Source organism: Niallia sp. XMNu-256, assembly GCF_036670015.1.
In the GTDB taxonomy this organism is placed as follows: domain Bacteria; phylum Bacillota; class Bacilli; order Bacillales; family Cytobacillaceae; genus Bacillus_BD.
In genome coordinates this window covers 3,234,774-3,246,680 of the sequence record NZ_CP137636.1, presented here as the reverse complement: position 1 = coordinate 3,246,680, position 11,907 = coordinate 3,234,774, and the positions used below count along the sequence as shown (strand labels likewise).

General features: G+C 39.1%; 13 protein-coding genes and 1 other annotated feature. Of the genes, 11 read left to right on the top strand and 2 right to left on the bottom strand.

Features of this window, described 5'->3' with window-relative positions; translation table 11 throughout:
• Positions 1–9 precede the first annotated feature (9 nt).
• From R4Z10_RS16545 to pheA, 9 genes are all read left to right on the top strand, one after another.
• Entirely contained in the window at positions 10–816 is an 807-nt protein-coding gene (locus tag R4Z10_RS16545; protein ID WP_338470393.1) for a M50 family metallopeptidase, read from the top strand.
• Positions 817–898: 82 nt separating this feature from the next.
• Positions 899–2,335, top strand: coding sequence for an Rne/Rng family ribonuclease (locus R4Z10_RS16540; protein WP_338470392.1), 1,437 nt, complete (start codon positions 899–901; stop codon positions 2,333–2,335).
• Positions 2,336–2,396: 61 nt separating this feature from the next.
• Positions 2,397–2,477, top strand: a sequence feature (ribosomal protein L21 leader region).
• 14 nt (positions 2,478–2,491) lie between these two features.
• Positions 2,492–2,800 carry a 50S ribosomal protein L21 gene (gene rplU, locus R4Z10_RS16535; RefSeq protein WP_338470391.1) on the top strand — a complete coding sequence of 103 codons (309 nt, stop codon included), beginning with the start codon at positions 2,492–2,494 and terminating at the stop codon, positions 2,798–2,800.
• Positions 2,801–2,810: 10 nt separating this feature from the next.
• Complete coding sequence (locus R4Z10_RS16530) at positions 2,811–3,143, top strand: ribosomal-processing cysteine protease Prp (RefSeq protein WP_338470390.1); 333 nt, start codon at positions 2,811–2,813, stop codon at positions 3,141–3,143.
• 11 nt (positions 3,144–3,154) lie between these two features.
• Positions 3,155–3,448, top strand: coding sequence for a 50S ribosomal protein L27 (gene rpmA / locus R4Z10_RS16525; protein ID WP_338470389.1), 294 nt, complete (start codon positions 3,155–3,157; stop codon positions 3,446–3,448).
• Positions 3,449–3,623: 175 nt separating this feature from the next.
• Positions 3,624–4,166, top strand: coding sequence for a Spo0B C-terminal domain-containing protein (locus tag R4Z10_RS16520; RefSeq protein ID WP_338470388.1), 543 nt, complete (start codon positions 3,624–3,626; stop codon positions 4,164–4,166).
• 55 nt (positions 4,167–4,221) lie between these two features.
• Positions 4,222–5,511 carry a GTPase ObgE gene (gene obgE, locus R4Z10_RS16515; RefSeq protein ID WP_338470387.1) on the top strand — a complete coding sequence of 430 codons (1,290 nt, stop codon included), beginning with the start codon at positions 4,222–4,224 and terminating at the stop codon, positions 5,509–5,511.
• Positions 5,512–5,582: 71 nt separating this feature from the next.
• The gene (locus R4Z10_RS16510; RefSeq protein ID WP_338470386.1) at positions 5,583–6,038 is read left to right on the top strand and encodes an ACT domain-containing protein; all 456 of its coding nucleotides are present in this window, start codon (positions 5,583–5,585) and stop codon (positions 6,036–6,038) included.
• Positions 6,039–6,275: 237 nt separating this feature from the next.
• A complete protein-coding gene (gene pheA / locus R4Z10_RS16505) occupies positions 6,276–7,130 on the top strand; it encodes a prephenate dehydratase (RefSeq protein ID WP_338470385.1) in 855 nt (284 codons plus the stop codon).
• Positions 7,131–7,435: 305 nt separating this feature from the next.
• Here pheA and R4Z10_RS16500 read toward each other — a convergent pair whose 3' ends face one another.
• Positions 7,436–7,972 carry a transcription repressor NadR gene (locus R4Z10_RS16500; RefSeq protein WP_338470384.1) on the bottom strand — a complete coding sequence of 179 codons (537 nt, stop codon included), beginning with the start codon at positions 7,970–7,972 and terminating at the stop codon, positions 7,436–7,438.
• Between the two features lie 32 nt (positions 7,973–8,004).
• Positions 8,005–9,138: an IscS subfamily cysteine desulfurase gene (locus R4Z10_RS16495; RefSeq protein WP_338470383.1), complete on the bottom strand. Its 1,134-nt coding sequence runs from the start codon at positions 9,136–9,138 to the stop codon at positions 8,005–8,007.
• A gap of 388 nt (positions 9,139–9,526) precedes the next feature.
• Between R4Z10_RS16495 and nadB the strand changes: the two genes are divergently transcribed.
• Both nadB and nadC read left to right on the top strand, forming a co-directional pair.
• Positions 9,527–11,089 carry an L-aspartate oxidase gene (nadB, locus tag R4Z10_RS16490; protein WP_338470382.1) on the top strand — a complete coding sequence of 521 codons (1,563 nt, stop codon included), beginning with the start codon at positions 9,527–9,529 and terminating at the stop codon, positions 11,087–11,089.
• The gene (gene nadC, locus R4Z10_RS16485; protein WP_338470381.1) at positions 11,058–11,894 is read left to right on the top strand and encodes a carboxylating nicotinate-nucleotide diphosphorylase; all 837 of its coding nucleotides are present in this window, start codon (positions 11,058–11,060) and stop codon (positions 11,892–11,894) included. The genes nadB and nadC overlap by 32 nt, the downstream gene beginning before the upstream one ends.
• Positions 11,895–11,907: the final 13 nt, after the last annotated feature.

Sequence of the window (11,907 nt, the reverse complement as noted above, 5' to 3'; positions counted from 1 at the left end):
TGGCTTGTGATGGCATTATCGATAATGACAGGTCATTTTCTTGAGCTGTCTCTTTTTTTGCTTATTATTTTTATCCATGAACTCGGACACGCTTTGGCAGCGGCCCATTTTTCCTGGCGGATCAAACGCGTTTCCATGCTCCCATTTGGTGGGGTAGCGGAGGTGGATGAACATGGGAATCGACCATTGAAAGAAGAGTTGATTGTCACCTTGGCAGGTCCATTTCAACATATTTGGATGATGGGAATTGCTCTTATTTTACATGAATTTTATTGGATTTCAGCTGATTTTTACCGACAATTTATTGAATTTAACTTAATGGTCCTCGTCTTTAATCTATTACCAATATGGCCTCTTGATGGAGGAAAGCTTATTTATTTATGGAGATCCAAAAAGGAATCTTTCCCAATAGCCCATCAAAAGACGATTTTTATCTCCATTGTCAGCCTAGTAGCCTTTTTCATCTGTTTGTTGATCATTCAACCTATTAATATTAATTTATGGGTAATCACAAGTTTTTTAACCTTCTCCCTTTACTATGAATGGAAACAAAGGCATTACGTATTTGTGCGCTTTTTACTTGAAAGGTTTTATGGAAATAAGGTTGATTTTAAATCTCTCATACCGATTCATGTTCATGAAGATGAGTCAATCTCAACGGTTCTCGAACAATTCCAGCGCGGCTGCAAACATTTAATTATTATTGAAAAAGAAGACAAGGAAACGGAGCAACTCGACGAAAATGAATTACTTCACGCCTATTTTGTAGATAAACGCCACTCTGACAAAATAAGCGAGTTGCTTTATCCTTATTAAAAAGTCATAATAACAGTGAAGAGTGAACACAATTGATGTTCACTCTATTTTCTGTTTTATATGTAAAAGCGAGGCTAGAATCTTGAAAAAATTGATTGTTAATGGATTAACAAGGGAAAAGCGGTTTGCTCTATTAGATGAGTCAAAGGTGGAGATCCTCCAAGTTAAACAACCAAAACAGGAGTCCCTTGTTGGAAATATATATATTGGAACGGTTACAAAGGTATTACCAGGGATGAATGCAGCTTTCGTAGATATTGGGGATGATAAAAACGGCTATATTCACCGCGATAAACTAGCGGCATTTGTCTTAGCTGAAGGGGCGAAAGAGCTAAAGGAAAAAAAGAGTATTTCTAGCTTTATTCACCAAGGTGAAAAAATACTCGTTCAAGTGGAAAAGGATGCAACCGGAACAAAAGGACCAAGACTTACATCAATTATTGAATTACAAGGTGAACATATCATTTATATGCCAAAAGGCAAATATGTTGCGGTATCTAAAAAAATTGAAACATCTGAGGACTTACGTAAGTTTGGATATCACATTAAAACAGATGAAGAAGGGTTTATTTTTCGTACAAGCAGTGCGACTATTTCTCAACAGGCTTTAATAGCGGAAATTGAAACTTTGCGGGAACGTTATCAAACGATAAAGTCACAGGCTGGGTTATTGAAAAGGCCTGGGTTGCTTCTAGAAAACGACCATTTTTTTCTTGATATTGTTGAGATCATCAAGCCAATCCTTGAAAATCTCGAAGTCATTGTTGATGACCGATCGTTCATGAATAAACTACAACAGGTTTATCCAACTCTGACTATTAGTCTTCATTCAGGAAATGAAAATATTTTCATCACGTATGGCCTGCATGGCGAAGTAGAAAAGGCACTTAAACGAATCATATGGCTCTCGAATGGAGCTTATTTGGTGATTGATGAAGTGGAGGCTTTAACGATCATTGATGTCAATACAGGGAAATTTTCAGGAAAACAGGATTTAGCAGATACGGTTTTGAAAACGAATGTATTGGCTGCAGAAGAAGTAGCAAGGCAGATTCGACTCCGTGATTTAGCCGGTATGATTTTGATTGACTTTATCGATATGAAAACGGAGAAAGAGAAACGCCTTGTTCTTGATAAAATCACAGCAGAATTACAGAAAGATTCCCGTCAGACTCGGGTTGTTGGCTTTACTCCTCTAGGGATCCTGCAATTAACGAGAAAAAAGACTAAGGTCTCACTCTCGGAAAGTCTGATGGAAAAATGTCCGGTTTGTAGCGGTACAGGAAGTATTCCAAGCCCTGAAACGATTGCATTTCGGCTAGAAAGAGAATTATACGAATATCGTTATAGAGATATTGAAAAAATCATCATTGAAAGTACAGAAGAGGTTCAAACCGTTTTCTGTGGAGAACAGGATGAACATAAGAAAAGATTAGAGGAAATTCTCGGTTTTTCGCTTCACTTTAAACAAATCGAACACATTCAACCTTTTTATAAAATAGTTCAGTTGCAATCATAAAAAATCAATATTGACAGGGGTTCTGCCCGTGTGTTAAGATTCTTTATGTTAGTTTGTAGCACCCGTGCTACAACCGCTCAGATCAGGTATTAAGCATTTACGTTCAGTAAATCACCTGTGAATGGCGAGTCTTAGTTTATGAGGAGGTGCAAGTCAATGTACGCAATTATCGAAACAGGCGGTAAGCAAGTAAAAGTAGAAGAAGGTCAAACAATCTACATCGAAAAGCTAAACGCTGAAGCAGGCGAAACAGTTACTTTTGATAAGGTTCTTTTCGTTGGTGGTGAAAATGTAAAAGTAGGAAGCCCAGTTGTTGAAGGCGCTACGGTTACAGCTAAAGTTGAAAAAAATGGTAAAGCAAAAAAAATCATTGTTTTCAAATATAAAGCGAAGAAAAACTACCGCAAAAAGCAAGGTCATCGTCAGCCATACACTAAAGTTGTAATTGAAAAAATCAACGCTTAAGGTGTAAATGATGATAGACATTCATATCAAACGTAACCATAAAGGTTTCATTGAATCTTTTACCATGAACGGACATGCATTGTTTGAGGAACATGGAAAAGATATTGTCTGCGCTGGTGCATCGGCTGTATCCTTTGGTACGATTAATGCCATTCATGCATTAACGGGAATTACACCTGAGATCCATCAAGGAAATGATGGCTTTCTGAGTTGTCATCTTCCGGAAAAACTTCCGAAAGACATTCATGAAAAGGCTCAGCTTTTACTTGAGGGAATGGTGATTTCTTTGCAGACGATTGAAGAACAATATGGAGAACATATAAAAATAACCTTCAAAGAGTGAGGTGAACATACATGTTACTAAAATTAGATCTTCAGTTTTTCGCATCTAAAAAAGGGGTAGGTTCTACAAAGAACGGTCGTGACTCTATCGCAAAGCGTCTTGGCGCGAAGCGTGCAGATGGTCAATTCGTGACTGGCGGTAGCATTCTTTATCGTCAACGTGGAACAAAAATCTATCCTGGAGTAAACGTTGGCCGCGGCGGTGACGACACTCTATTCGCAAAAGTTGACGGCGTTGTTAAATTTGAGCGTTTAGGTCGTGACAAAAAGCAAGTTAGCGTATATCCAGCTGCTCAAGAAGCATAATCTAGTTATAAAAAACTCTAGCCTTATGGTTAGGGTTTTTTTAACTTATGAAATCCACAGAATCAGCGATGATGCAACTTCTTTTTCCTCCAAATATACTTCTCTTTCCATTTTTTTGATATACTAACAAATAGCGGTCTATATAGTAAAGTAAATGTGTGGGGTATCAAACATTATGATAAATAGGGATTGGACTAAGGTTGATTTACTACGCCATGTTCGACATGACTGGTTAAATAAATTGCAATTAATCAAAGGAAATCTGGACTTGAATAAAATAGATCGAACGAAGGAAATCATTTCAGAAATTGTCATTCAAGCACAAAATGAAACGAAACTATCGAACTTAAATTTCCCAAATCTTACTTTATTATTGCTCACTCATAATTGGGAACCACATTCGTTTCAAATTGAATTTGAAGTACTAAATCACATGAAATGCAATGAATTGGACGATCAAATGGTAACGGAGTGGATTCGTCAGTTTTTTTTACAACTGGATGATGCACTTAAACCATTTGGTGAAAATCATTTATCATTAACTCTAGAGCCACAAGAGCAAGGAATTCGTTTCTTTTTTGATTTTTGTGGAACAATAGAGAAGACAGAAATGATACAGACTTTTATTGAAAAACAGTCTCCAGGTGTGTACATTCAACAGGGTGAAATCGGTGATGAGGAGTTTTCACTAGAAGTCTTATTTCAACAGGATACATAATATTTGAAGATTGTGTGGCTCAAGGCCAACACAAATGGAGTCGGGAGGATTCTATATGTTTGTCGATCAAGTTAAAATATATGTTAAAGGCGGAGATGGCGGAAACGGAATGGTCGCTTTTCGTCGTGAGAAATATGTTCCAAAAGGCGGACCTGCTGGCGGTGACGGCGGAAAGGGAGCAGATGTGGTCTTTGAAGTCGAGGAAGGTTTGCGCACGTTAATGGATTTTCGTTATCAGCGTCATTTTAAAGCGCCTCGTGGTGAACATGGAATGTCAAAAAATCAACATGGCCGTGGGGCTAAAGATATGGTTGTCAAAGTCCCCCCTGGAACGGTTGTAACAGATGCGGAAACAGGAGCGGTGATCGCTGACTTGACTCAACATGGCCAGCGTTCCGTTATTGCAAGAGGCGGAAGAGGCGGTCGTGGAAATTCTCGCTTTGCGACTCCAGCTAACCCGGCACCTGAGCTTTCAGAGCATGGCGAGCCTGGTCAAGAAAGGGATGTCGTCCTTGAATTAAAGCTCTTAGCAGATGTAGGACTTGTTGGTTTTCCAAGTGTTGGTAAATCTACATTATTATCCGTTGTTTCTTCAGCAAAACCGAAAATTGCTGAATATCATTTCACGACACTTGTCCCAAATTTAGGAATGGTTGAAACAGAGGATGGCAGGAGCTTTGTTATGGCTGATCTACCTGGGCTTATTGAAGGCGCTCATTCAGGAGTCGGTTTAGGGCATCAATTTTTAAGGCATATTGAAAGAACAAGGGTAATTGTCCATGTCATTGATATGGCAGCAACAGAAGGCCGTGATCCTTATGAAGACTATCTGACCATCAATAAAGAATTAGAGCAATATAATTTGCGTTTGACTGAAAGGCCGCAAATCATTGTTGCCAATAAAATGGACATGCCTGATGCCGAAGAAAACTTGGCTGAATTTAAAAATAAATTAACCGAAGATCATCCGGTCTTTCCAATCTCAGCATTAACACAGAATGGGTTGAAAAAGCTATTATTTGCCATTGCTGATAAGATAGAGGATACGCCTGAGTTCCCACTTCATGCAGAACCTGAGGAGCAAGAGGCCCACCATGTTCTATACAAACATGAGGCGAAACAGCAGGAGTTTGAAATTTCTAGAGGAGATGATGGAAGTTATATCTTATCTGGGGATGCCGTTGAAAAGCTGTTTCAAATGACTGATTTCTCAAGAGACGAATCAGTTCGACGCTTTGCTCGTCAACTTCGTGGGATGGGAGTTGATGATGCGCTGCGTGAAAGAGGAGCGAAAGATGGCGATATCGTGAAGCTATTAGAATTTGAGTTTGAATTTATCGAATAGCCTTCTATGATTTTCTAGCTCCAGCGCCTAAAACAAAGGCGCTTGCGCTTTTCCATTAGGAGGGAGAGGAAATGAGAGAAAAAAAGCCAGATAAAAAGTTTTATTTGGTGCGGGAAGATGTGTTACCAGAGGCGATGAAAAAAACAATTGAAGCCAAAGAGTTGATCGATAGAGGAAGAGCAGAGTCTGTATGGGAAGCTGTTCAACGTGTTGACTTAAGCAGAAGTGCTTTTTATAAATATCGCGACACAGTCTTTCCGTTTCATACCGTTGTAAAGGAGCGTCTCATCACCTTATTTTTCTATCTTGAGGATCGTTCTGGGACTCTCTCACATCTATTAACAACTGTAGCCTCAACCGGCTGTAATGTGTTGACGATTCATCAAACAATTCCCTTACAAGGAAGAGCAAATGTCACCTTATCCATTAACATTGAAAATATGGAAATTGAAATTGATGAACTGTTAACGAGGGTCAGACAATTGGAGTTTGTAGAAAAAGTAGAGGTACTTGGTTCAGGTGCATAATCGTGCTTGAACTAAGGCCTTTTTTTATATAAGTTGAGAGAAATCGTAAGCGGTGCTCTGAAGGTTGCTTCTCGTTTTCAAAAAATGAAAAGGTTCTTAATCGGGGTTCTCAAGCCCGTCCTAGTTTCAAAGGATTAAAATCGTATCTAATAACGGGTGGAATAGGAGATTTTCTTGTACAATTATTTTTTAACATGGTAAAGTATTTGTAAAATAAAAAATGGGGAGAAAAACAAAGTGAAAACAGGTTATTTAGGTCCAAAAGCAACGTTTACAGATTTAGCCGTTCGTGAAATGTTTCCAGATTATGAGTCAATTGCTTTTACAACGATTCCAGATTGCATTGATGCAGTTGTGAATGATGAAATAGATATTGCGGTCGTACCGCTTGAAAATGCCCTTGAAGGGTCTGTTAACATCACGATGGACTATTTGATTCATGAGGTTGATTTACCCGTTAGGGGAGAACTTTCAGCGCCCATTCGACAACATTTAATGGTGCATCCAAGTCAAGCAGATAACTGGACGGATATAAAACGTATTTATAGTCATACACATGCGATCGCACAATGTCATAAGTTTTTACATACAGAATTAAAAGGGGTGCGTGCGGAAGGTTTTACATCGACAGCTGGTGCTGCCCAGTATGTAATGGAACATCCAGACGAGCCAATTGGTGCGATTGCCAATGAATTGGCAGCAGAAGAATATGGTCTAGTGATTGTTAAACCGGATATTCATGATTTTGATTATAACCGGACTCGCTTTATCTTTTTATGCAAACAGCCATTAGAATTGCCAATTAAGCCTAACTTTGTTGGTTACAAAACAACATTAATGATTACATTACCAGAAGACCGCTCAGGGGCTCTTCATCAAGTCCTATCGGCGTTTGCTTGGCGTCAGCTCAATTTAATTAAAATTGAATCAAGACCGACGAAAAAAGGGTTAGGGAACTATTTCTTTATTATTGATATCGATAAATCACTAGATGACGTTTTAATCCCAGGTGCGATTGCTGAAATTGAAGCACTTGGTTGTCAAGTGAAAATCTTAGGAAGTTATCCTTATTATCAATTACAGGGGAAATAAAAATAGGCTCACTCTTAATGGGGTGAGTTTCTTCATTTTTGGTTAAAGCTTTTGGTCTTTATGCTGTCGATGAAGACTAAAAATCATAAGTGTAAATCAGAAAAAGGTCTTCATGGCAATGATGAAGACCAAAAAGCTTGAACGTAAATCAAAAAATGGTCTTCATGGCGACGATGAAGACCAAAAATCATGAGCATTACCCCGAAAAAGGTCTTCACACCACCGTCGATGAAAACTAAAAATCTTAGGCAGTAACAAAAGTTCTCGACCTTCCGCTAAATCTCTTTTCAGTATAACTACCCACGTTAATCCATCGTATTAATCAGAAAACCTGCTTCTCGTAATGCATTCTCTGCTTCTTCCAGCACTTTTTCAGATGCACCGCGGAGCGTATGAAGATGGATTCCGTTTGTTAACTCCAATAAATAGGAAGCTTGTGTTTCTTTAATTCGCTCCATAAATTGTTTCACTTCTTTACGGTTAGACACTAGAATCGATGCGGTTAAATCACCATAAACGGGATGCTCAATTTTTACATCTTTAACCGTGACACCATAATCAACAAGGAGATTTAATTCCTCTTTAGTACGCTCTGGTGGATGATTGCAGGCGACCGTTCGTTCCACATAGTTGGTTGGTGCCTGAGTTTTCATATAAATATAACCTTGACTTGTTGCGATAATCGGTTCATCGCGCGCCTTTAAGAGTGATACGTCTCCGACAATAATTTGACGGCTCACACTTGTTTTGGATGCCAACTCACTACCTGTTAGAGGCTCACTCGACTCTTTTAATAATTGTAAAATAAATTCACGTCTTTCATCCGCTGTTAATTTTTTCACTATCCATTCCCCTCTCAAACAACCCGCAAACCTTAAGATTCATTCCGAATTAAACCAAGCAGTCCTTGTGCTAATTGAGTTAAATCCTGTTCAGTTGTATGATGTCCAAATGAAATTCGAATAAATTCCTTGCCGATTTTTTCGGGAACTTCCATGGCTACCATCGTTTTTGAGGCGGACTTTTGACCAGTTGCACAAGCGCTGCCAGTTGAAATGGCAAAGCCTAATCGGTTACACTCCAACATTACCCACTGACCTTCAAGCCCATGCAATCGAAGTCCAATTGTATAGGGGATTTGCCCACTTCCATTGCTTCCGTATACCGTAATCAAATCCTGTTTTTCTTCTAAAATCTTTAAAAAACGTTCCCGCAATTGATAGGCTTTTTCTAACGTTTGAGGCAAATTCTCATGACAAGTCTGAGCCGCTACAGTCATGGCCGCGATGGCTGGGACATTTACTGTACCTGGTCGAAATCCATTTTCATGGGAAGTCCCTGGATAATGCTGCTGCCAAGCTAGCTTTGGATTGACATACGCAACACCAATCCCTTTAGGTCCGTAAAATTTATGGGACGAGATCGAAAAGCTGTCAACCCATTTTGTGATCGGTTTAAGGTCAATTTTGGCGAAAGAGTGAACGGTATCACAATGAAAAAGAATGTTGTTCTCTTTACACCACGAAGCAATTTCCTGTACCGGCTGAACCGTGCCAATTTCGGAGTTAGCGTGTTGAATCGCTACAAGTACCGTATCATCCTTTGTCGCTGCTTTTAAAGCTTCCATATCGATTTGTCCATTTTTATTTAATGGCAAAAGAGTGACCTCATAATCTTGTGTTGATAAGGATTCCAACGTACTGCGAATCGAGTTATGTTCCGCCACGCCTGAAATAATATGAAGCCCTTTCTTTTTCTTAGCTGACAGTAAGGCATGAATTCCTAAAAAATTACTTTCAGATCCTCCACTTGTAAAATAAATTCCGCTCGATTCTACTCCCAGCATTCCGGCGAACTCTCTACGACAATTTTCCAAAATATCTTTGGCTTGAGAACCAACATCATGAAGACTCCCTGTATTCCCGTAATACTTTGTTGCTGCTTCCACATAAACTTTAGCTGCTTCTGCATCTAACGGAGTACTTGCTGCATAATCAAAATATTTCATCCTATCCACCAACTTCTTTATTTACTAAGGTACTATTTATGTTTTCATCATGAAAAGAACCTTTACTGTTAAACCGATTGCTACCATTAATATTACCAGCAAATCTATGGAAATTCTAAAAAAGTACTTGTCAACAGTTTAAAACTATGTAAATATAGGTGTCAAGACACCTGTTAACTCCATTCAGAAAACTCTTTCACTATTGTATGTGGGAGGATGCATGCAAAATTTCTCTCTTATTCCGGTGCGTCAAATCCGGCTGAATGAAGTTAAGCCTCGGCGGATGTCACGAATTTCAAAAAGGATTAAATCAAGTGATCTAAATATAATCCAGGCATATATTCTTCCGAGGTGAAGTTGATACTTAGAGAGGCAGATGAAATTAAAGATGAAAGCAAATGTTATCATCATCGGCAGTGGCATAGCTGCGTTAAAACTGGCAAAAATGTTACGCCGTGATTTAAATGTGATTATTTTCACTAAATCAAACAAAACAACGAGTAACTCGTACTTAGCTCAAGGTGGAATTGCAGTTGCTTTATCTGACAATGATGATCCATATAAACATTATCAAGATACATTAGAGGCCGGACGTTACTATAATAACGAAGAAATTGTAGCAAAAATGACAAAAGAAGCCCCAGGATTGATTAAGGAGCTTCTTTCGGAAGGAGCCCCCTTTGATCGAGATTCATCCGGGAACATTAAACTCGGGCTAGAAGGTGCACATGGTGAAAAACGAATTATCCATGGTGGGGGAGATGCAACTGGTAAAACCATCGTTGACTTTTTACTTACGCAAACACAGCATATCCAAATTGCTGAGAACATGACTGTTTATGACTTAATGATAGAAAATGAGCGCTGCATTGGTGTGAAAGCGAAAGACTCCAATGAACGAACATACACTGTTCACGCTGATCATGTCGTAATTGCGACAGGAGGGATTGGGCAAGTTTATAGCTTTACCTCGAATGCTGATACGGTCACAGGTGATGGGATCGCCCTTGCATATCGTGCAGGTGCCGACCTTGCGGATATGGAATTTGTTCAATTTCATCCGACACTTCTATATGCAGGTGGAAAAGGGGTTGGCCTAGTTTCAGAAGCGGTTAGAGGTGAAGGTGCTCGCTTAGTAACAGAAGATGGAACTCATATTATGGAAGGGGTTCATCCATACAAAGATTTAGCGCCAAGACATGTAGTTTCGCAAACCATTTATCAAACCATGAGCAAAGGGAAATCTGTTTATCTAGATATCTCCTCAATCAAAAACTTTCAATCTTATTTTCCAACGGTTGCGTCTCTTTGTCGGGATCATGGAATTGATATTAATAAAGGGAAAATCCCTGTTGTACCAGGCTCTCATTTTTTAATGGGAGGAATTTTAACAAATTTACATGGACAAACCTCCGTCCCAGGTTTGTATGCAATTGGAGAAGCGGCTTGTACAGGCGCCCATGGGGCCAACCGCTTAGCCAGTAATTCGTTGTTGGAAGGATTGTATTTTGGGAAAAGGTTAGCGCAATGGATTAATGAAGCACCAGTCACAAATCAAATTGAAACGATTGCTCGAAAACCTAAAAAACAAATCTTCGCTCATTTTGAATTGCCGGATATTGCGACAATCAAAAAAACAATGATGGATAGCACAGGGATTTCACGTAATGGAGAAACTCTAGAAACACAATTGAAATACCTTGAAAGTTATCACATTGATTATTGGTTACATGCGGATCTAGATGATTTATCACTAGAAGATTTAAATAAAGTTTTTATGTTGATATGCTCTTGGCTTGTAACGAAAGCTGCCTTAAAGAGAACAGAAAGTCGAGGCGGCCACTTGCGAGCTGATTTCCCAGTAGAAGATGAAGGATGGGCGAAAAGAAAAATCATTTTACAAAAAAAGGGTGACCGAGTTGAACAGATTAAAGTTAAAATCACAACTTGAGCAGTTTTTCATAGAGGATATCGGAGATCGGGATCTTTCGAGTGAAACGATCTTCGGAAAAGAAGAAAAAGGCGAAATTATATTTTTCGCAAAAGACAATGGGGTTTTTTGCGGTGAAGATGTCATTAACATCGGTTTTTCTTTGCTAGATGAAGAGGCTGTAGTTGAACTAAATGTCAAAGACGGGGACCGGATTGAAAAAGGGCAAGTTTTTGCAACGGTTAAAGGAAAGGTGGCAAGTCTTCTGCAAGGGGAAAGGGTCGTGTTGAATTTAATCCAGAGAATGAGTGGAATTGCGACTCAAACACAAGAGGCAGTTACGATTCTAAACAGTTCACATACAAAAATTACTGATACACGAAAAACAACCCCAGGCCTTAGAATGTTTGAAAAACACGCCGTGACATGTGGCGGAGGTGTTAATCATCGGTTTGGTTTATATGATGCGGTCATGATAAAAGATAATCATATTTCCTTTGCAGGATCGATCACAAAAGCGGTTGAGAAAGTTCATGCACAAGTAGGTCACATGGTCAAAATCGAAGTGGAAGTGGAAACAGAGGAACAAGTAAAGGAAGCAGTAACGGCAAAAGCGGACGTGATTATGTTTGATAATCGAACACCCGATGAAATAAAGGCGTGGATTGAACTCGTTCCAGAAAGTATCAAGACTGAAGCGTCTGGAGGAATTTCTCTTAATAATTTAGCGAGTTATAGCGATACAGGGGTTGATGTAATTTCGTTAGGAGCATTGACACATACCGTAAAAGCACTTGATATAAGTGTAAAAGTGCAAATTGGCTAGATGATAGATTAAA